We start from the raw sequence: 18,628 nt of genomic DNA on the forward strand, positions 1-18,628 counted from the left end.
ACCAGAGATGGTGGAAGACAACGGAACACCGACGAACGCAACGTCAGGCGAGCCGCCCCGGCGCAAGGTGGGGCTCTTCGGGGCCCGTCGCACCGGCCGCCGTGCGACCCAGGTCGTGCCGCGCAGCGAGCACGAGACCGCGGATGCCGCCGCGCCGGCCGCCGCCGAGCCCCCCGCGGGCCCGAGCGCACCGGTGACGGAGGAGTCCGCCGCGCCGGTCCTCACGCACGGCGACGGGCAGGAGCGCCGGGGCGACGCGCCCGCGGAGCCGGTCGAGGCGGCCGCGGAGGCGGTGGCGGACGCTCCGGCCGACGCTGCGGCATCCGCTGCCCCGCAGGCCGGCGAGGCGGCGGCGGCGGAGACTCCGGCCGAGGCCGCCGGATCCGACGCGGAGGCCGAGCCGGCGTCGCCGATCCCCGCGGTGCTGACGACCACCTCGCTGATCTTCCACGCCCCGCCGGTGTTCGAGCCGCCGGCCGGCGACCGGTCCGACCGGTCCGAACGCGGCGATCGGGACCGCGACCGCGACCGTGAGCGCGACGCCCAGGGTGAGGGTTCGAGCGTCCGTCGCCGGTCCCGTCGCCGCAGCGGCGAGGAGTCGCGCAACGCCGGCGACGAGCCCGAGAACACGGTCGTCAAGGTCCGCAAGCCCCGCGAGCCGGAGCTGATCACCGAGCCGCAGAAGGTCAAGGGCTCCACGCGCCTCGAGGCGAAGAAGCAGCGTCGCCGCGACGGTCGTGACGCCGGGCGCCGCCGGGCCGTGATCACCGAGGCCGAGTTCCTCGCGCGCCGCGAGTCGGTCGACCGCCAGATGGTCGTGCGCCAGAAGGGCGGCCGCATCCAGATCGGCGTCATGGAGGACGGCGTGCTCGTCGAGCACTACGTCGCGCGCAACCAGGACGCGTCGCTCATCGGCAACGTGTACCTCGGCCGCGTGCAGAACGTGCTGCCGAGCATGGAGGCCGCGTTCGTCGACATCGGCCGCGGCCGCAACGCCGTGCTGTACTCGGGCGAGGTCGACTGGGATGCCGCTGCCGAGAACGGCGAGAAGAACCAGCCCCGACGCATCGAGCTCGCGCTGAAGCCGGGCGACCGGGTGCTCGTCCAGGTGACGAAGGACCCGGTGGGCCACAAGGGCGCACGCCTGACCAGCCAGATCTCGCTTCCCGGCCGTTACCTCGTGTACGTGCCGAACGGCTCGATGAACGGCATCAGCCGCAAGCTCCCCGACACGGAGCGCGCGCGCCTGAAGAAGATCCTCAAGGAGGTGCTCCCCGAGAACCAGGGCGTCATCGTGCGCACCGCGGCCGAGGGCGCCACCGAGGAGCAGCTCACGCGCGACGTCAACCGGCTCATCAGCCAGTGGGCCGACATCTCGCAGACGATCGAGAAGGTCCAGGCGCCGGCGCTCCTGCACTCCGAGCCGGACCTGCTCATCAAGATCGTCCGCGACGTCTTCAACGAGGACTTCCAGAAGATGATCATCGCCGGCGACGAGGCGCGCCGCACGATCGAGAAGTACCTCGGCCAGGTCGCGCCGGACCTGCTCGAGCGCGTCGAGGCCTACGAGGGCGAGCGCGACGCGTTCGACGAGTTCCGCATCACCGAGCAGATCGAGAAGGCGCTCGAGCGCAAGGTGTGGCTGCCGTCCGGCGGTTCGCTGATCATCGACCGCACCGAGGCGATGACCGTCATCGACGTCAACACGGGCAAGTTCGTCGGCTCCGGCGGCAACCTCGAGGAGACGGTCACCAAGAACAACCTCGAGGCGGCGGAGGAGATCGTCCGCCAGCTGCGACTCCGCGACATCGGCGGCATCATCGTCGTCGACTTCATCGACATGGTGCTCGAGTCCAACCGCGACCTCGTGCTGCGTCGACTCGTCGAGTGCCTCTCGCGCGACCGCACGAAGCACCAGGTCGCCGAGGTCACCTCCCTCGGCCTCGTGCAGATGACCCGCAAGAAGCTCGGGCTCGGGCTGCTCGAGTCGTTCTCCGAGGCGTGCGAGGTCTGCGCCGGGCGCGGCATCATCGTCCACCACGAGCCGATCGCGAAGCACCGCGCGCCGCAGCAGCAGGTCGAGCGCCGCCGGAACCGCGGCGGCGGCAACGGCAACAACGGCGGGTCGTCGCAGGCGCCCGCGGCCGACAAGGCGCACCAGGGCACGCACGCGATCACCGAGGACGTGAAGCACGCGCTCGCGCAGATCGCCGCGTCGACCGTCGCGCACGCCGAGCAGAAGGCGCCGACGGATGCCGCATCCGAGCCGTCGTCGGCGGTCGCCGACGCCACGCCGGGCGCCGAGGCGCCGGCCGAGGGCGGCGGGCGCCGGCGTGGTCGTCGTCGCGCGTCGCGGGGCTCGGGCGGCGGCGCCGGCGAGCGAGAGGCCGCGGCCGAGGCGCCCGCCGTCCCGGAGGAACGCGCCGAGGCCGAGACGCCGACGGGTTCGGCCGAGCCCGCCGCGGAGCGTCCGGCACCGATCATCGACCTGCCCGAGCCGCCCGTCCGACGCGAGCGTCCGGCGCGCGTGCCCGAGGCCGAGGTGCTCCTCGACTCGATGCTCGACGCCCTGCCCGCGCCCAAGCAGCCCGGTGAGGGACGCGCGCGGTCGCGGAGTCGTCGCGTCTCCACGGCGGCGCTGAGCCCCGCGGGCGCGCCGCCCGTGATCACGCGGCCCGACGGCGAGGGCGGCTCAGCGTCCGACTGAGCCGCGCCGCTCGCGGGGCGTGACCCGGAGCCCGCTCGCGCGGAGCCGGCGCACGAGCTCGCGAGCGGGCACCGGCTCGGCGCCCGCGGCGACGAGCTCGTCGTACCGCTCGGCGGGCACGTCGTAGTGGTCGAGGTCGAACCCGCGGGCGGGAATCCCGTTGCGCTCAGCGAAGGCGACCAGCTCGTCGATCGAGGTGTCGCTGACGAGGTGCGACCAGACGGTGCCGTGCTTGGGCCACAGCGGCGGATCGATGAGCACGGCCATGGCGCCGAGTGTACGCCGGGGGAGCGCGGCGCCCCTCCGACCGGGCCGGGACACGCGGGTCGCGCGCGTTTGACCGGCCCCGCGGCATCCGTGTAAACTCGACCGTTGGTGCCGCCGCTTATCCCGGTGGGCACGCACAGTTTTCTGGCAGTGACGACCCTCCTTCCCGCTGGGGTCATCCGCGCAGTGACATCCCATCAGTTAGGCGGAGCCGCATGGCTCCCTGGAGATAGGTACGAGAAGTGGTTTACGCAGTAGTGCGCGCCGGTGGTCGGCAGGAGAAGGTCGAGGTCGGCACCATCGTGACGATGGACCGGATCAAGGCCGACAAGGACGGCAACGTGCAGCTCACGCCCGTCCTCCTCGTCGACGGCGACTCGATCACCTCCGACGCCGAGTCGCTCGCCAAGGTCACGGTCACGGCCGAGGTCCTGAACGACCTGCGCGGTCCGAAGATCGTCATTCAGAAGTTCAAGAACAAGACCGGCTACAAGAAGCGCCAGGGCCACCGTCAGGAGCTCACGCGCGTCAAGATCACCGGCATCAAGTAACGGCCAGAGGAGACAGGGACAATGGCACACAAGAAGGGTGCGAGCTCCACTCGCAACGGTCGTGACTCGAACGCCAAGCGCCTCGGTGTGAAGCGCTTCGGCGGCCAGGTCGTCTCGGCGGGCGAGATCCTCGTCCGTCAGCGCGGCACCCACTTCCACCCCGGTGCGGGCGTGGGCCGCGGCGGCGACGACACGCTCTTCGCCCTCGAGGCGGGTGCGGTCGAGTTCGGCAACAAGGGCGGCCGCAAGGTCGTGAACATCGTTTCGGTCGACGCGTAAGCGGGATCGGTTTCGTGAGGGCGGGCTTCGGCTCGCCCTCACGTGTTTCCTGAGAGGAGGGCAGCGGCATGGTGAGCTTCGTCGACCAGGTCCGGCTGTTCCTGCGCGCCGGACACGGCGGCAACGGCTGCGTGTCGGTGCGCCGCGAGAAGTTCAAGCCGCTCGCCGGCCCCGACGGCGGCAACGGCGGTGACGGCGGCGACATCATCCTCGTCGCCGACCCGCAGGTGACCACCCTCCTCGCCTACCACGGGCGACCCCACCGGTCGTCCGAGAACGGCCAGCCCGGCATGGGCGACAACCGCTCCGGCGCGACCGGCGAGCCGCTCGAGCTGCCCGTCCCCGTCGGCACCGTCGTGAAGGACGCCGACGGCACCGAACTCGCCGACCTCACCGAGCCCGGCATGCGCTTCGTGGTGGCCCCCGGCGGCCAGGGCGGGCTGGGCAACGCCGCGCTCGCCTCGCAGAAGCGCAAGGCGCCCGGCTTCGCGCTGCTCGGCACCCCGGGCTTCGAGGGCGAGGTCACCCTCGAGCTGAAGACGATCGCGGACGTCGCGCTCGTGGGCTTCCCCTCCGCGGGCAAGTCGAGCCTGATCGCGGCGATGTCCGCCGCGCGGCCCAAGATCGCCGACTACCCGTTCACCACGCTGCACCCGAACCTCGGCGTGGTCCAGGCCGGCGACCACCGGTTCACGGTCGCCGACGTGCCCGGGCTCATCGAGGGTGCGAGCGAGGGCAAGGGGCTCGGGCTCGAGTTCCTCCGCCACGTCGAGCGCTGCTCGGCGCTGCTGCACGTGCTCGACTGCGCCACGCTCGAGCCGGGGCGCGACCCGGTCTCCGACCTCGAGGTCATCCTCCGCGAGCTCGAGGCGTACGAGGTGCCCGAGGGCCAGACGCCGCTGCTCGAGCGCCCCCAGCTCGTCGCCCTGAACAAGATCGACGTGCCCGAGGCGCGCGAGCTCGCCGAGTTCGTCCGCCCCGAGCTCGAGTCGCGCGGCTACCGCGTCTTCGAGATCTCCACGGTGAGCCACGAGGGCCTGCGCCAGCTGGGCTTCGCGCTCGGCGAGATCGTCGACCGCGCGCGAGCGGAGGCCGCGGCCGCCCCGGCGCCGCCGCGCATCGTGCTCCGCCCGAAGCCCGTGCACGACGCCGGGTTCGTGGTGAAGCCCGAGGGCGGCAGCTACGGCACGATCTACCGCGTGCTCGGCGCGAAGCCCGAGCGGTGGGTGGCGCAGACCGACTTCACGAACGACGAGGCCGTCGGCTACCTCGCCGACCGGCTCGCCCGCCTCGGCGTGGAGGACGAGCTCGTGCGCGCCGGCGCGGTCGCCGGCTCCACTGTGGTCATCGGTCCGGGCTCCGGCGTGGTGTTCGACTGGGAGCCCACGCTCACCTCGACGGCCGAGCTCATCACGTCGCCGCGCGGCAGCGACATCCGCCTCGACGACAACCGGCGCGCCACGCGCGCCGAGCGCCGGGGCGAGTACCACGAGCGCATGGACGCGAAGGCCGAGGCCCGTGCCGAGCTGGAGCGCGAGCGCGAGGCCGGCCTCTGGACGGGTGGCGCGGGCGAGGACGCCGAGGACGAGGAGCGCGGATGACGCACGAGCCGCTCACGCGCGATCGGGTGGCTGACGCCCGGCGCATCGTGGTGAAGGTCGGGTCCTCCTCGATCTCGGGCGAGAACGTCGGACAGATCGCCCCGCTCGTGGACGCCCTCGCGAGCTCGCACGAGCGCGGCGCGGAGGTCGTCCTCGTGTCGTCCGGCGCGATCGCGACCGGCATGCCGTACCTGCGGCTCGACGCCCGCCCAGACGACCTCGCGACGCAGCAGGCGGCCGCCTCCGTCGGGCAGAACATCCTCATCTACCGCTACCAGGAGTCGCTGCGGCGGTTCGGGATCGTCGCGGGGCAGGTGCTGCTCACCGCGGGCGACCTCGAGAACGACACCCACCGCCTGAACGCCCAGCGGGCGATGGAACGCCTCCTCGGCCTCCGGATCATGCCGATCGTGAACGAGAACGACACGGTCGCCACCCATGAGATCCGCTTCGGCGACAACGACCGCCTCGCGGCCATGGTCGCCGAGCTCATCGGCGCCGACCTGCTCGTGCTGCTCTCCGACGTCGACGCGCTGTACACCCGACCGCCGCACCTCGAGGGCGCCGAGCCGATCCCGCACGTCGCGTACGGCGACGAGCTCGCCGGCGTGGAGATCGGCTCGATCGGGCGCGCGGGCGTCGGAACCGGGGGAGCGGAGACCAAGGTGTCCGCCGCGCGGATCGCCGCGGCATCCGGCACCGGCGTGCTCGTCACGGCCACCTCGCTCGTGGCCGACGCGCTCACCGGAGCCCGTGTCGGCACCTGGTTCGAGCCGGCCGCCCGCTGACGTCACACGGGCGGTCGCACGCCCGAGCGCGAACTAGGCTAGGCCGCATGACCGACGTCCGCCCCGACCCCGCCATCGACCTCGAGTCGAACCTCGCGTCCGTCCTCGACGGGCGGCTCGCCACTGCGAAGGAGGCGTCGCGCCGGCTCGCTCGCGCGACCACCGCCGAGAAGGACGCCGCGCTGACGGCGATCGCGGAACGGCTCCGGGCCCGCGTCGACGAGATCGTCGCCGCCAACGCCGCCGACCTCGACGCCGGGCGCCGCTCCGGTCTCAGCACCGGGCTGCTCGATCGACTCACCCTCGACGAGCGGCGCATCGGGGCGATCGCCGACGCCGTGCTCGACGTCGTGGCCCTCACCGATCCCGTGGGCGAGACGGTGAGCGGGCGCACCCTGCCGAACGGCGTCCGCATCGAACAGGTCCGCGTCCCGCTCGGCGTCGTCGGCGCGATCTACGAGGCGCGCCCGAACGTCACGGTCGACATCGCGGCGCTGGCGTTGAAGAGCGGCAACGCCGTTGCGCTGCGTGGCGGCTCGGCCGCCGAGCGCACCAACGCCGTGCTCGTCGAGGTGCTGCGCGACGCGATCTCGAGCTCGGGCCTGCCCGGCGACGCCGTTCAGACGGTCGACGACTACGGTCGCGAGGGCGCACGCCACCTCATGCGCGCCCGCGACCACGTCGACGTCCTCATCCCGCGCGGGAGCGCCGCGCTGATCCGCGCGGTCGTCGACGAGGCCACGGTGCCCGTCATCGAGACGGGCGCCGGCGTGGTCCACATGTTCCTCGACGCGAGCGCGCGCGAGGACTGGTCGGTCGACCTGGTCCACAACGCCAAGGTGCAGCGGCCCAGCGTGTGCAACGCGCTCGAGACCCTCCTGGTGCATTCGGATGCCGCGGCGCGGCTGCTTCCGCCCGTGCTGGATCGCCTCGAGGCGTCGGGCGTGACGGTGCACGGCGACGAGCGCGTGCGCGAACTGCACCCCTCCGCCGTGCCCACGACCGAGGAGGACTGGGCGACGGAGCACATGAGCCTCGACCTGTCCGTCGGCATCGTGGACTCGCTCGACGAGGCGCTCGACCACATCCGGCGGTACTCGACGAAGCACACCGAGTCGATCATCACGAACGACCTCGGCAATGCCGAGCGGTTCCTCGAGGAGGTCGACGCGGCGGCCGTCATGGTCAACGCCTCGACGCGCTTCACCGACGGTGCCGAGTTCGGCTTCGGTGCGGAGGTCGGCATCTCGACGCAGAAGCTGCACGCGCGCGGACCCATGGGCCTGCCGGAGCTCACGAGCACCAAGTGGATCGTGCGCGGCGCGGGGCACGCGCGCGCCTGACGCGCCGGTGCCCGGCTCGGGTCGGACGACCGCGTTCCGACCGGTAGACTGTCCGGAGCGACATCCGCGAGACCTGGAGGAACGGCGATGAGCCTTGCGACGGCAGTGCTGACGAACACGGTGTTCACCGAGACCGAGTTCGCACGGGAGCTCCCGTTCGAGCCCTTCGTCTACGGCATCATCACGCTCGTGATCTTCTTCGCACTCGGCGCCGTCACGTACTCCTACCGCGACGTGGCGAACCGTCACCGCGCCAAGGCCGCCGCGTACGCCGCGCGCCACGCGGGAGGCGAGCACGGCGGTCACTGAGGTCGTCGGAACGGCCATGGCGACCGAATCGCGCCGACCACGCATCGGCGTGATGGGCGGCACCTTCGATCCCATCCACCACGGTCACCTCGTGGCGGCGAGCGAGGCCGCGCAGTCGTTCGACCTCGACGAGGTCGTGTTCGTGCCGACCGGGCGGCCCTACTACAAAGAGGTCGTGACGCCGGCCGAGCACCGGTATCTCATGACCGTGATCGCCACGGCCTCGAACCCGCGGTTCACCGTCAGCCGGGTCGACATCGACCGGCAGAAGCCGACCTACACGATCGACACCCTGCGCGACATGCGCGCCGAGCGTCCCGATGCCGACCTGTTCTTCATCTCGGGAGCCGATGCGATCGCCCAGATCCTGTCCTGGAAGGACGTCGAGGAGCTCTGGTCGCTGGCGCATTTCGTGGCTGTGAGTCGCCCGGGACACGTGCTGTCCGTTTCGGGATTGCCTGAGCAGGACGTAAGCTTGCTCGAAGTACCGGCGCTGGCGATCTCGTCGACGGACTGCCGGGATCGGACGCGCCGGGGCTTCCCGGTGTGGTATCTGGTGCCTGACGGGGTCGTCCAGTACATCTCCAAGCACCACCTCTACCGGAGTGTCGAATGACGTCGTCGCAGGAACCGCCGCTCACGCGTCGCGAGATCCGCGAGCGCGAGCGGCTGGCCGAGCAGCAGCGTTCCGAAGCCGCCGCGGCCCAGTCGACGGATGCCGCACCCGCGCCTCCGCCCGCCTCGCAGCCGTACCCGCAGCAGCCGCGCGTGCCGCAGCCCGCCACGTCGGGCGCGCCGCAGCCCGGCGGGTACGGGGGAGCGCCCGCCCGCGGACCGATGCCGGCGCGGAGCCCCCAGGGGCCCTCGCCCGCCGACCGCCGCCACGGCGAGGCCCGGCCCGGACCTGCGCCACAGCAGCGGCCGCAGCAGCCGGGAGCGCCCCGCCAGGGCGCGCCGATGCCGCGCTACGACGAGCTTCCGCCCGCGCAACGTTCGCATCCGGGTACGGCCACCTCGTCCGGACCGGTCCCCTCGCAGGCCCAGCGCTCGGCGACGACCTCCGGCGGCCTGTCGGCGACGACCTCCGGCGGCCTGTCGGCGACGGCCTCCGGCGGCCTGTCCGCGACGTCGTCCGGCGCGATGCCGACGCCGGCTCCGGCACGCCCGCAGCCGCAGCGTCCGTCGCAGCCCGAGGTGCGCACGGCGGCGCCGCAGCCTGCGCCCTCGCAGCTCAACACGCCCGAGCGCACGCTGACCCGGCGGGAACTGCGCGCCATGCTCGACGCTCACGCGGCCGACGGGTTCGAGGGCGACGACGACCTCGACGACCAGCGTCGGCCCGCGCCCGATCGCGGCTCGGCGCCGCAGCGCCCGGCCGCGGGGGAGTCGCCGCCGCGATCCGCGGCACGGCCCGAGGCCCCGCACCGTTCGGCACCGCACCAGGCGCCGATCCGGGCGGCCGCCCCGCACACGACCGTCGACGCCGGCCTCGATGAGCCGGTCGTCGCCCCGAAGCCGGTCGGCCACTGGACGTCGCAGCTGAACCTGCCGGACGACCGCGAGGAGCCCTACGACCAGGTGCTCTCCCGTGGCGGATCGCCTCGTGGCGTTCCCACGACCACGAACGCGCTCATCCTCCCCACGCTGCCGGACCAGGGTGCGCTCGGCACGCCACTGGCGCCCAGCGGCGAGATCATGGTGACCGGCTCGATCGACCTGCCGCGGAGCTACGGCGCCACCGGCGTGCACCCGAGCCAGATCGACTCCGCCGACGTCGACCGGCTCTTCGACAGCAGCGTCGAGGATGTCGCGGGTCCGGGCGTCGCGCCCGTCGCCGCGACCCGGGCGATCAGCACGCAGGGCCAGAACCGCGCGATGGTGGCGCCGCCGTCGAAGGAGGGCATGAACGTCCCGCTCGTGCTCGCCGTCACCGCCGGCGTGCTCGCGCTCGGTGTAGTGGCCACCCTCGTCGTCGGCGCCATCGCCGGGCTCTTCTAGGCCATCCATCGTGTCCGCAACCAGGAAGTCGAGTACATGACCGCATCCGACCACGCACATCGCCTGCTCGCCGTCGCCGCACGCGCGGCGGACGCCAAGGGGGGCGAGGACCTGGTCGCGCTGGACGTGTCCGAGCCGCTGCCGTTCGCGGACGTCTTCCTCCTCGTCAGCGGCAATTCGGAGCGGAACGTCGTCGCGATCGCCGATGCCGTGGTCGAGGCCGTCCGCGAAGCCGGACAGGACGTCGCGCGGCGTGAGGGGCGCGACGGCGGACGCTGGGCGCTGCTCGACTTCGGCGACCTCGTGGTCCACGTCTTCCACCAGGAGGAGCGCCTCTACTACGGGCTGGAGCGGCTCTGGCGGGACTGCCCGGCGATCCCCGTGGCACCGCTGCTGGAGCGCCACGACACCTCGACCGGGGGGCCCGCGGCGCCGTCCGCGTGAGGCTCCCTCGATTTCATTTCGGGGCCTGGGCTGGTGTACGCTGAATCCGTTGCCCCGCACGGGGCGGCATCCCGAACGGGTCTGTGGCGCAGCTGGTAGCGCACCTGCATGGCATGCAGGGGGTCAGGGGTTCGAGTCCCCTCAGATCCACCATCATCGAGAACCCCGCCACCGAGTGTGGCGGGGTTCTTGCGTTCTCAGGATGAGGTTCACGTCCGGCGGGGGTGCCGGATCACGCCGCCTGCAGCGAGCCCGAGCGACGGACGCGGGTCACGGCGTCGGGTGCTGCGGTGAAGCGGCCGGCGTGCCCGGCCTCGGTCACGTAATGCACGCGGATGCCGCGGCCGACGCGCGCGAGCTTGGTGATCTCGTACACGCTGCCGGCCGCGCTGACCAGCGTGTCGCCGACGGCGAGCTGGATGGTCTGCTTGAGTTCGACGGCTTCCATACTGAGAGCATCTCAGGACCCACCGACATCCGCGGCGGGACCACCGGCCAGGCGGACCAGCTCGGCGGCGAGCCGGTCGGGGGAGGTGCGGGGGACCACGTGATGGTCGCCCGCGACCGACACGAGGCGCGCCTCGGCGCCGTTCTCCGCAACGAGGCGCCGGCACCAGGCCTCGCGGGCGATCGGATCCCGCTCGCCGCGCACCACCGTCGCGGGAACCGTGCAGCCCGGCATCCGCTCGAGGGTGGGGTACCGCATCATCTCGCGCAGCACCTTGAGGTACCAGCGGACGCCGCCGCGGAAGTAGTCGCGGACCACGAGCGCGTTGACCGGCATCGGCTCGCCCAGGGTGTCGCGCAGCAGGTCGAGCGCCTGCTGCCGAACCGAGCGCCGCTCCACGTCGACGACGGGCCCGACCATGACGACGTGGCGCACGCCGTCGGACCGCAGCCGCGCCAGCTCGAGCACGATCTGCGTGCCCATCGAGTGGCCCGCGGCGACCACCGGCCACCCGTCCAGCCGATCGAGCAGCTCGGCGAGGTCCTCCGCGTACTCCTCGACGCTCGTCGCCCGCGCGGGCCGCTCCGTGTCGCCGAACCCGGCGAGGTCGACGTTCCACGTCCGCACGGACGGCGGGATCCGCCCCTGGACCGTGGCGAGCGACGCATGGGTCATGCCGATGCCGTGGACCAGCAGGACCGAGGTGGCCGCGACCTCCGCACCGCCCGACCGGTGCATGCCGTACTGCCGGCCGTTCACCCGGTACGCCTCGTGCACGGTCCCCGGGGGGTCGTTCGAGCGCGCGCCCTCGCGCGTCCCCGCGCGCCGCGCAGCGTCACCTGGCACCGTGCCTCCGTTCGTCGACGATTCCGACGGTACCGTCCGGTGTCTGCGGCGGGCACCCCTTGCGCGCGGCGCGCTTCCTTGACCGCCTCGTGACGGCGGCGGGACAATGAGGGCACGATCCGAACGCAAGGGGCACCATCGATGAGCGACACCACCACCCGTCCGACCGACCCGGCGCTCGTGGATCCCGCGCACGGCGACACCGCCGTGCTCGGGGCCGACGACGTCCAGGCGACCGTCGGAGGTGGTGCACAGCCCTCGGGGGGCGCGACCCGGTCGCGTGGCGCGTGGAGCCGGGACCTGCGGTTCATGGCCGTCGTCCTCGCCGCCATCGTGGTCCTGTTCCTGGCGTTCGCGCTCGTGGTCGCCTTCTCACCCGATGCCTCCGGGGTCACCGCGCTCGCGATCGTCGCGGCGCCGATCGCCACCATGGTCGCCGCCTACTACGGCATCACCATCGTGCTCCGGCAGGTCTCCGAGGCCCGCCGGGCAGCGGATGCCGCCGAGTCCCGCGCTCGCGCCGCCGAGGCGACCGCGCGCGAATCCGATGCGTGGGCCGCGCAGATGGAGTCGGGCCTCAGGCTCGCCGTCTCCAAGCTGGCCGGAGCGCGCATCGACACGCGTGACGTGGAGCGCGCCGCCGGCACACCCGACGACTTCTTCTAGACCGGCCGGAGCCCGGAAGCGATCGAGGCGCATCCCGACGGGATGCGCCTCGATCCGTTCACCGGGTCAGAGGTCGGCGAGCAGCGAGACGGGCCGCTCGATGCACCCGGCCACGTAGGTCAGGAACGCGGCGGCCTCGGCGCCGTCGCAGACGCGGTGGTCGAACGAGATCGTCAGCTCCGTGACGGTGCGCACGGCGAGCTCGCCGTCGACGACCCACGGGCGCTGGACGAGCCGGCCGATCCCGAGCATCGCGGCCTCCGGGTGGTTGATGATCGCGGCCGAGCCGTCCACGCCGAGGGTGCCGTAGTTGTTGAGGGTGAACGTGCCGCCCGACAGGGCGTCGGGCGGGAACGCGCCCGTGGCCGCCTGCTCGGTGCGCGCCTGCACGGCGTCGCGCAGCTCGCGCAGCGACATCCGCTCGGCACCGTGCACCACCGGCACGAGGAGCCCGCGCGGGGTCTGGGCGGCCAGGCCGAGGTTGACAGCCGAGTGCAGCACCAGTTCGTCGCGGTCGGCGTCGAAGCTCGCGTTCAACGACGGGTGCCGCTTCAGCCCGGCCACGACGAATCGTGCGACGAGCGCCGTCATCCCGAAGCGCTCGCCGGTCGCCTCCTGGAGCTGCCGTTTCGCGGCGAGCAGTTGGGTCGCGTCGACGTCCAGCCACACGGTCGCCTCGGGGATCTCGCGGCGGGAGCGCGTGAAGTGCGCGGCGGCGGCACGCTGCAGCCGGTCGAGCGGAACGCGCCGGTCGCCGCCAGCGGTCGGCGCGGTGACCGCCGGAGGAGCCGGCGCGGCCGCCGTCTCGGCCGGAGCGCGGCGGGCGTCGTCCAGCTCGCGGATGAAGGCCTCCACGTCGCCCCGGGTGACGAGGCCGTCCGGTCCGGTGCCGAGCAGTTCGCTCGCGTCGAAGCCGTGCTCGCGGGCCAGGCGCCGCACGATGGGCGAGATGACGGGGGAGCGGCGTCCCTGCTCGAGGAGTCCGTGGTGCTCGCCGCCGTCCGCGGCCTCCGCCGCCGGAGCGGACGGTTCGGATGCCTCGGACGACGTCGCCGTCGGCTCCGCGGTTGCGCGCTCGGGTCCGCCTGTGCCCTCGCTCCGCCGCCGTCCGAAGCGGGACGGCGCCGACGAGGAGCGGGCCGAGGCCGCGGCGGTGCGGGTGCCGTAGCCGATGAGCACGGCGCCGGACTCCTCGGCCGCGGCATCCGTCGGCACCGCGATGCCGGGCTCGGCCGCCGCCGGTGCCGTGGTCGTGTCCGTGTGCTGGGCGGTCCCCGCCGGCGCGGTCTCGGGTGCGGCATCCGTGCCCTCGACGTTCGCGCCCACGGGAGCGAGCCGGAGCAGGACCTCGCCCGCGTGGAGCACCTGGCCGACCTCGCCCCCGAGGGACTCGACGACTCCGGCGATCGGCGTCGGGAGTTGTACGACCGACTTGGCCGACTCGAGCTCGACGACGGGCTGGTCGACGCTCACCTCGTCGCCGGGCTGCACCAGCCAGGCGACGACCTCCGCCTCGGTGAGGCCCTCGCCGAGGTCGGGCAGGATGAATTCGTGCGCGCTCATGCGAGGTCCCATTCCCACGAGGCGAGCGCGTCCAGCACCCGGTCGGGCGTCGGCAGGTAGTGCTCCTCGAGCTTGGGCGACGGGTACGGGATGTCGTACCCCGTGATGCGGAGGATCGGCGCGGCGAGGTGGAAGAAGTTCCGTTCGGTGAGCCGGGCTGCGACCTCGGCGCCGTAGCCGCCGAACTGCGCGGCCTCGTGGATGACGGCGGCGCGGGAGGTCTTCCGCACCGAGGCGCTCACGGTCTCGTCGTCGAAGGGCGAGAGGCTCCGCAGGTCGACGACCTCGATCGACAGCCCTTCGGCCTCGGCAGCGGATGCCGCGTCGAGGGCGGTCCGCACGGTCGGCCCGTACCCGATGAGCGTGACGTCCGTGCCCTCGCGGACGACCTTCGCCCGGTTCATCGGCTCCGTGCGGACGGGCAGCTCGAGGCTCGCCTTGGACCAGTAGCGGCTCTTCGGCTCCATGAACACGACCGGGTCGTCGCTGTCGATCGCCTCGCGCAGCATCGAGTACGCGTCGGCGGGGTTGGAGGGCATGACCACCGTCAGGCCCGGCGTGGCGGCCCAGTACGCCTCGGACGAGTCGGAGTGGTGCTCGACCCCGCCGATGGCGCCGGCGCAGGGGATCCGGATCACCATGGGCAGCTCGAGCCGTCCCTTGGTGCGGTTCCGCATCTTGGCGACGTGCGAGACGATCTGCTCGAACGCCGGATAGCTGAAGGCGTCGAACTGCATCTCGACGACGGGCCGCATGCCGTACATGGCCATGCCGACGGCGGTGCCGATGATGCCGGACTCGGCGAGCGGCGAGTCCCACACGCGCTCGTCGCCGAACCGGGACTGCAGGCCGTCGGTGACGCGGAAGACCCCGCCGAGCGGGCCGACGTCCTCGCCGTAGACGACCACGCGGTCGTCGGCCTCCATCGCGTCGCGGAGGGCCGCGTTGAGCGCGCCCGCCATGGTCATCGGCTGGGCGGCGGCGGCCGCGGCGTCGGCGGCGCGTTCGGTCGCGGTGCGGCTCATCGGGCCGTCACCTCCTCCTCGGCGCGGTGGGCGACGAGCTCGGCCTCGAGGGCGGCGCGCTGCTCGGCGAGCGCGGTGCGCGGGGTCGAGTAGACGTGGTCGAACAGCTCCAGCGGGTCGAGCTCGGGCTGCTCGTTCATCGCCTCCCGGGTGCGGGCGGCGAGCGCCTCGGCGGCCTCGCCGATCTCGGTGCGGACCTCGTCGGTGAGGACGCCCTCGGACACCAGGTACTTCTCGAGGCGCTCGATCGGGTCGCGGCGCTTCCAGTGCTCGACCTCGCGGCCCGGGCGGTAGCGCGTCGGGTCGTCGGAGTTCGTGTGCGGTTCGATGCGGTAGGTGAGCCCCTCGATCAGCGTCGGGCCGCCGCCGGCTCGCGCCCGATCGACCGCGGCGGTGGCGACGGCGTACATCGCGGCGACGTCGTTGCCGTCGACGTGGTAGCCGGGCATGCCGTAGCCGACCGCCTTGTCAGCCAGGGTCGTCGCGCGCGACTGACGCGAGAGCGGCGTGCTGATCGCGAACTGGTTGTTCTGCACGAGGAAGACGGTCGGGGTCTGCCAGACCGCCGCGAAGTTGAACGCCTCGTGCGCGTCGCCCTCGCTCGTGGCGCCGTCGCCGAGGTAGGTGAGGGTCACGATCGGGTCGCGGCGCAGGCGCGCGGCGTGGGCGAGGCCCACGGCGTGCAGCGCCTGCGTGGCCAGGGGCGTGGCCTGCGCGGCGGTGCGGTGCGCCCGCTGGTCGTAGCCGTTGTGCCAGTCGCCCCGGAAGGACTGCAGGATGTCGGCCGGCTCGAGGCCGCGGGTGAGGAGGGCGATGCTGTCGCGGTACGTGGGGAAGAACCAGTCGTCGGCGGTGATCGCCGAGACGACGCCGATCTCGCAGGCCTCCTGGCCGTACGCGGACGGATACGTGGCGAGCCGGCCCTGCTTGGTGAGCGCCGTGACCTGGACGTCGAACCGGCGGGCGATCACCATCCGCCGGTAGAGCTCGAGGAGGGTCTCGGTGGCGGGCAGCTCGAAGCCGCCGGTCTCGGGCCCGCGCAACGCATGACCCGCGTTGTCGAGGAGTCGCACTGGCTTCTCGGAGGGCAGGACCCGTGATTCGTGGTGCTCGACGTTGAGGCTCATACGGCCATGGTGCGCCAGTCTGCAGCACCCCCGCTGGGGGTACGCGGCAACGGTGAACGAACGGCACGCAAGGGGGCGAACGGATGCCGCGCGTCCTTCGGGAGGGCGGTCAGGAGCGCCAGATGTCCAGCGACTGCGCGGGCGGCCGACCGTCGATCTCGGCGAGGATCAGGTGCGAGCGGGTCGACACCACGCCGGGCATGTCGTGGATGTCCCGGAGGATCGCCTGGCTCAGCTGCTCGTGGTCGGGAGCGCTCACGGTGAGCATGATGTCGATGTCGCCCGAGACGGCCTGGACCTTCTCGACGAACGGCAGCGTCGCGAGCTTCGCCGCGATCTCCTCCCACGAGACGTCGCCGATGCGCACCACGACGAGCGCGGAGATGTTCAGGCCGATCGCCTTGCGATCGATCTGGGCACCGAATCCGGTGATGACACCGCGCTGCTGCAGTGCGAGCACGCGGTTGTGCGCCGCCGTACGGGAGATGTGGACGCGTTCGGCGAGGGTGCGGACGGACAGCCGGCCGTCACGACTGAGCTCCGCGACGATCCGCCGGTCGATCGCGTCGAGCGGTTCGCCTCGATGTGCTGCCTGCTGGGTCATCCTCGTCCTCGCGGTTCGTTCCCAGCGTACCGGCTGCGCCGACGGAGCCGTCGGAGCGAGACCCGCGTGGGCAGGGCCCGGAGCCTCGCCGGCACGATGCGGCGCGCGACGCCCAACCCCCGCAACCAGGCCGCGGCGACCCGCCGCGCACGAGGAGTCCAGCGGAACCCGTACGCCTCCCGCAGCGCCGGGGGGAGGAGCGCGGCCGTCAGCAGGCGCACCGCCGGCATGAGCACCCGCAACGAAGGCGGCAGTCCGGTCCCGGCGAGCAGGTCGCGCGCCACCGCCCGTGCGTCGTCGCCCACCTCCAGCCGCGGCATCCGCTCGGCCCACCACGCATCGAACTCGCGACGCGTCGCCGGCCACCCGGCATCCGCCCCCTGCAGCTGCGCCGCGATCGGCGCGTAACCGCGAACGAGCGCGTCCGCCGTCGGCGCATCCAGCGGGCGCCCGGTGAGCCGCTCCTCCAGTTCGAGCGCCACGGCGAGGATGGTCGCCGCGACCCACCGCTGCGCATCCGCATCACGCGCGTCGTACGGACGCGGGCGGTCGCCGCGCACGCGCGCATGCCGCGCGTCGACGACGCGGACCACGTGATCGATGTCGCGATCATCGCCGAACACCAGCGCGGTCAGGTACTGGTGCGTCCCGTCCAGCCGATCCAGCGGACGCTCACGGAACGCGCTGTGCCGGGCGACCCCCGCCGCGACGCGCGGATCGGCCAGTTGCAGCAGGATCGCCGCCGCGCCGCCGGCCATGAGCGTCCCGTCCGCCGCATGCCGGCGCAGGATCGCGCGGTCGTGTGCCTCATCCATCCCATCCGTTCTACCGCGCCCGCATCCGGTCGGCTCGCAGGCTGGGCCGCGTAGACTCACCGGGTGCGCCGGAGCCTCCCCACGACCCTCGCCGCCCTCGCCCTCGCGGGCACGGCGGTGCTCGCCGGATGCTCGGCCCCGGCCCCGGCCTCACCCACCCCGAGCGAAGCCATCACGACCCCGTCCCCGACGCCGACGCCCACCCCGCAGACGGCCGAGGAATGGGCGACCGACCGGGTGTCGGGCATGACCGTCGACGAGAAGGCCGCCTCGGTGCTCATGCTCCACGCCCCCGGAACCGACCCGGCCGCCATGCGCGCCCTCCTCGACGACGGCATCGCCGGAGTCATCCTCATGGGCGACAACATGCCCGGCGACGAGGCCTCCCTCGCCGCGCTCACCGCCGACCTGCAGCACGACCCCGACGCGGCGACCCTCATCGGGATCGACCAGGAGGGCAGCATCGTCAGCCGGATCGACTGGGATCCCGCACCGGGCCCCGCCGACGTGCGCGCGCAGCCCCCGCAGGCCGCGCAGGAGGCCTTCGCGGCGCGCGCCGCCGCCCTGTCGGCCGCGGGCGTCAACGTCAACTTCGGCATCGTGGCGGACGTCACGGCCGACCCCGCCTCGTTCATCTTCGACCGCGTCCTCGGCACCGACCCGGCCGGCGCCGGCGAGCGCGTCGCCGCCGCCGTCGCCGGGGAACGCGGCACCGTCGCGAGCACCGTCAAGCACTTCCCGGGCCACGGCGCCGCGCCGGGCGACTCGCACGTCTCCGTACCGTCCGCGCCCCTCACGCTCGAGGAATGGCGCGCCGGCCCGGCGCTGCCGTTCGCCGCCGCGATCGAGGCCGACGTCGAACTCGTCATGACCGGTCACCTGGCGTACCCCGCCGTCGACCCCGCGCCGGCCTCGCTCTCGCCCGAGTGGCACCGGATCCTGCGCGAGGAACTCGGCTTCGACGGAGTCGTCGTCACCGACGACATGCTCATGCTGCAGCACAACCAGCTGCCGGAGTACGCCGACCCCGGAGAGAACGCGGTGCGCGCGCTCGCCGCGGGTGGCGACCTGCTGCTCTACGTGCTGCCCGCCGATCCCGCGGAGTTCGGGATCAGCGTCGACGGGCTGGTCGCCTCGATCTCCGAGGCCGTCGCGTCCGGTCGGATCCCGGAGGCGCGACTCGATGAGGCGGCCACGCGGGTCCTCGAGCTCCGTCGGGAACTCGTCGCGGAATCCGGGGAATAGAT

The 18,628-nt window shown here is 73.0% G+C and carries 20 protein-coding genes and 1 tRNA gene; 13 read left to right on the forward strand and 8 right to left on the reverse strand.

Features of this window, described 5'->3' with window-relative positions; genetic code table 11:
* Window positions 1–10 precede the first annotated feature (10 nt).
* On the forward strand, window positions 11–2,707 hold the full coding sequence (locus tag RH861_RS09290; RefSeq protein ID WP_445423317.1) for an Rne/Rng family ribonuclease: 2,697 nt from the start codon (window positions 11–13) through the stop codon (window positions 2,705–2,707).
* On the opposite strand, the gene RH861_RS09295 is transcribed toward RH861_RS09290, so the two are convergent.
* Complete coding sequence (locus tag RH861_RS09295) at window positions 2,693–2,974, reverse strand: DUF4031 domain-containing protein (RefSeq protein ID WP_310520742.1); 282 nt, start codon at window positions 2,972–2,974, stop codon at window positions 2,693–2,695. The genes RH861_RS09290 and RH861_RS09295 overlap by 15 nt on opposite strands.
* 242 nt (window positions 2,975–3,216) lie before the next feature.
* On the opposite strand from RH861_RS09295, the gene rplU reads away from it, so the two are divergent.
* From rplU to RH861_RS09345, 10 genes are all read left to right on the forward strand, one after another.
* Window positions 3,217–3,525, forward strand: coding sequence for a 50S ribosomal protein L21 (gene rplU / locus RH861_RS09300; protein WP_067948503.1), 309 nt, complete (start codon window positions 3,217–3,219; stop codon window positions 3,523–3,525).
* 21 nt (window positions 3,526–3,546) lie between these two features.
* Complete coding sequence (gene rpmA / locus RH861_RS09305; RefSeq protein ID WP_067948501.1) at window positions 3,547–3,804, forward strand: 50S ribosomal protein L27; 258 nt, start codon at window positions 3,547–3,549, stop codon at window positions 3,802–3,804.
* Window positions 3,805–3,872: 68 nt separating this feature from the next.
* The gene (obgE, locus tag RH861_RS09310) at window positions 3,873–5,405 is read left to right on the forward strand and encodes a GTPase ObgE (protein WP_310520743.1); all 1,533 of its coding nucleotides are present in this window, start codon (window positions 3,873–3,875) and stop codon (window positions 5,403–5,405) included.
* The gene (gene proB / locus RH861_RS09315; RefSeq protein WP_310520744.1) at window positions 5,402–6,193 is read left to right on the forward strand and encodes a glutamate 5-kinase; all 792 of its coding nucleotides are present in this window, start codon (window positions 5,402–5,404) and stop codon (window positions 6,191–6,193) included. Before obgE ends, proB begins: the two co-directional genes overlap by 4 nt.
* 47 nt (window positions 6,194–6,240) lie before the next feature.
* Window positions 6,241–7,536, forward strand: a complete 1,296-nt coding sequence (locus RH861_RS09320; RefSeq protein ID WP_310520745.1) for a glutamate-5-semialdehyde dehydrogenase — start codon at window positions 6,241–6,243, stop codon at window positions 7,534–7,536.
* 87 nt (window positions 7,537–7,623) lie between these two features.
* A complete protein-coding gene (locus tag RH861_RS09325; RefSeq protein ID WP_067948495.1) occupies window positions 7,624–7,845 on the forward strand; it encodes a hypothetical protein in 222 nt (73 codons plus the stop codon).
* A 16-nt stretch (window positions 7,846–7,861) separates the two neighbouring features.
* On the forward strand, window positions 7,862–8,461 hold the full coding sequence (gene nadD / locus RH861_RS09330) for a nicotinate-nucleotide adenylyltransferase (RefSeq protein ID WP_310520746.1): 600 nt from the start codon (window positions 7,862–7,864) through the stop codon (window positions 8,459–8,461).
* Complete coding sequence (locus RH861_RS09335; RefSeq protein ID WP_310520747.1) at window positions 8,458–9,843, forward strand: hypothetical protein; 1,386 nt, start codon at window positions 8,458–8,460, stop codon at window positions 9,841–9,843. The genes nadD and RH861_RS09335 overlap by 4 nt, the downstream gene beginning before the upstream one ends.
* Before the next feature lie 36 nt (window positions 9,844–9,879).
* Entirely contained in the window at window positions 9,880–10,287 is a 408-nt protein-coding gene (rsfS, locus tag RH861_RS09340; protein ID WP_067946814.1) for a ribosome silencing factor, read from the forward strand.
* A 77-nt stretch (window positions 10,288–10,364) separates the two neighbouring features.
* Window positions 10,365–10,440, forward strand: a tRNA-Ala gene (locus RH861_RS09345).
* 79 nt (window positions 10,441–10,519) lie between these two features.
* Here RH861_RS09345 and RH861_RS09350 read toward each other — a convergent pair.
* Together RH861_RS09350 and RH861_RS09355 are read right to left on the reverse strand one after the other, a co-directional pair.
* Window positions 10,520–10,735 carry a hypothetical protein gene (locus tag RH861_RS09350; RefSeq protein WP_310520748.1) on the reverse strand — a complete coding sequence of 72 codons (216 nt, stop codon included), beginning with the start codon at window positions 10,733–10,735 and terminating at the stop codon, window positions 10,520–10,522.
* A 12-nt stretch (window positions 10,736–10,747) separates the two neighbouring features.
* Window positions 10,748–11,581 (reverse strand): alpha/beta fold hydrolase, encoded by an 834-nt coding sequence (locus RH861_RS09355; protein WP_310520749.1) that lies wholly within the window; start codon window positions 11,579–11,581, stop codon window positions 10,748–10,750.
* 141 nt (window positions 11,582–11,722) lie between these two features.
* Between RH861_RS09355 and RH861_RS09360 the strand changes: the two genes are divergently transcribed.
* Entirely contained in the window at window positions 11,723–12,247 is a 525-nt protein-coding gene (locus RH861_RS09360; protein WP_310520750.1) for a hypothetical protein, read from the forward strand.
* 66 nt (window positions 12,248–12,313) lie between these two features.
* Here RH861_RS09360 and RH861_RS09365 read toward each other — a convergent pair whose 3' ends face one another.
* The 5 genes from RH861_RS09365 to RH861_RS09385 form a co-directional block, all read right to left on the reverse strand.
* The gene (locus RH861_RS09365) at window positions 12,314–13,810 is read right to left on the reverse strand and encodes a dihydrolipoamide acetyltransferase family protein (protein WP_310520751.1); all 1,497 of its coding nucleotides are present in this window, start codon (window positions 13,808–13,810) and stop codon (window positions 12,314–12,316) included.
* The gene (locus tag RH861_RS09370) at window positions 13,807–14,835 is read right to left on the reverse strand and encodes an alpha-ketoacid dehydrogenase subunit beta (RefSeq protein ID WP_310520752.1); all 1,029 of its coding nucleotides are present in this window, start codon (window positions 14,833–14,835) and stop codon (window positions 13,807–13,809) included. Before RH861_RS09370 ends, RH861_RS09365 begins: the two co-directional genes overlap by 4 nt.
* Complete coding sequence (gene pdhA / locus RH861_RS09375) at window positions 14,832–15,962, reverse strand: pyruvate dehydrogenase (acetyl-transferring) E1 component subunit alpha (protein WP_310520753.1); 1,131 nt, start codon at window positions 15,960–15,962, stop codon at window positions 14,832–14,834. The genes RH861_RS09370 and pdhA overlap by 4 nt, the downstream gene beginning before the upstream one ends.
* A 109-nt stretch (window positions 15,963–16,071) precedes the next feature.
* Complete coding sequence (locus RH861_RS09380) at window positions 16,072–16,566, reverse strand: Lrp/AsnC family transcriptional regulator (RefSeq protein ID WP_067946825.1); 495 nt, start codon at window positions 16,564–16,566, stop codon at window positions 16,072–16,074.
* A complete protein-coding gene (locus tag RH861_RS09385) occupies window positions 16,563–17,381 on the reverse strand; it encodes an oxygenase MpaB family protein (protein WP_310520754.1) in 819 nt (272 codons plus the stop codon). The genes RH861_RS09380 and RH861_RS09385 overlap by 4 nt, the downstream gene beginning before the upstream one ends.
* 63 nt (window positions 17,382–17,444) lie before the next feature.
* Here RH861_RS09385 and RH861_RS09390 point away from each other — a divergent pair, with 63 nt between their 5' ends.
* Window positions 17,445–18,626, forward strand: a complete 1,182-nt coding sequence (locus RH861_RS09390; RefSeq protein ID WP_310520755.1) for a glycoside hydrolase family 3 N-terminal domain-containing protein — start codon at window positions 17,445–17,447, stop codon at window positions 18,624–18,626.
* Window positions 18,627–18,628: the final 2 nt, after the last annotated feature.

It is taken from the genome of Agromyces indicus, from assembly GCF_031432295.1.
GTDB classification, from domain to species: Bacteria; Actinomycetota; Actinomycetes; order Actinomycetales; family Microbacteriaceae; genus Agromyces; species Agromyces indicus.

Coding starts and splice junctions, on each gene's coding strand:
- RH861_RS09295 (WP_310520742.1), bottom strand. CDS start 2,974: ATGGCCGTGCTCATCGATCCGCCGCTGTGGCCCAAGCACGGCACCGTC.
- rpmA (WP_067948501.1), top strand. CDS start 3,547: ATGGCACACAAGAAGGGTGCGAGCTCCACTCGCAACGGTCGTGACTCG.
- obgE (WP_310520743.1), top strand. CDS start 3,873: ATGGTGAGCTTCGTCGACCAGGTCCGGCTGTTCCTGCGCGCCGGACAC.
- proB (WP_310520744.1), top strand. CDS start 5,402: ATGACGCACGAGCCGCTCACGCGCGATCGGGTGGCTGACGCCCGGCGC.
- RH861_RS09320 (WP_310520745.1), top strand. CDS start 6,241: ATGACCGACGTCCGCCCCGACCCCGCCATCGACCTCGAGTCGAACCTC.
- RH861_RS09325 (WP_067948495.1), top strand. CDS start 7,624: ATGAGCCTTGCGACGGCAGTGCTGACGAACACGGTGTTCACCGAGACC.
- nadD (WP_310520746.1), top strand. CDS start 7,862: ATGGCGACCGAATCGCGCCGACCACGCATCGGCGTGATGGGCGGCACC.
- RH861_RS09335 (WP_310520747.1), top strand. CDS start 8,458: ATGACGTCGTCGCAGGAACCGCCGCTCACGCGTCGCGAGATCCGCGAG.
- rsfS (WP_067946814.1), top strand. CDS start 9,880: ATGACCGCATCCGACCACGCACATCGCCTGCTCGCCGTCGCCGCACGC.
- RH861_RS09350 (WP_310520748.1), bottom strand. CDS start 10,735: ATGGAAGCCGTCGAACTCAAGCAGACCATCCAGCTCGCCGTCGGCGAC.
- RH861_RS09360 (WP_310520750.1), top strand. CDS start 11,723: ATGAGCGACACCACCACCCGTCCGACCGACCCGGCGCTCGTGGATCCC.
- RH861_RS09365 (WP_310520751.1), bottom strand. CDS start 13,810: ATGAGCGCGCACGAATTCATCCTGCCCGACCTCGGCGAGGGCCTCACC.
- RH861_RS09370 (WP_310520752.1), bottom strand. CDS start 14,835: ATGAGCCGCACCGCGACCGAACGCGCCGCCGACGCCGCGGCCGCCGCC.
- pdhA (WP_310520753.1), bottom strand. CDS start 15,962: ATGAGCCTCAACGTCGAGCACCACGAATCACGGGTCCTGCCCTCCGAG.
- RH861_RS09380 (WP_067946825.1), bottom strand. CDS start 16,566: ATGACCCAGCAGGCAGCACATCGAGGCGAACCGCTCGACGCGATCGAC.
- RH861_RS09385 (WP_310520754.1), bottom strand. CDS start 17,381: ATGGATGAGGCACACGACCGCGCGATCCTGCGCCGGCATGCGGCGGAC.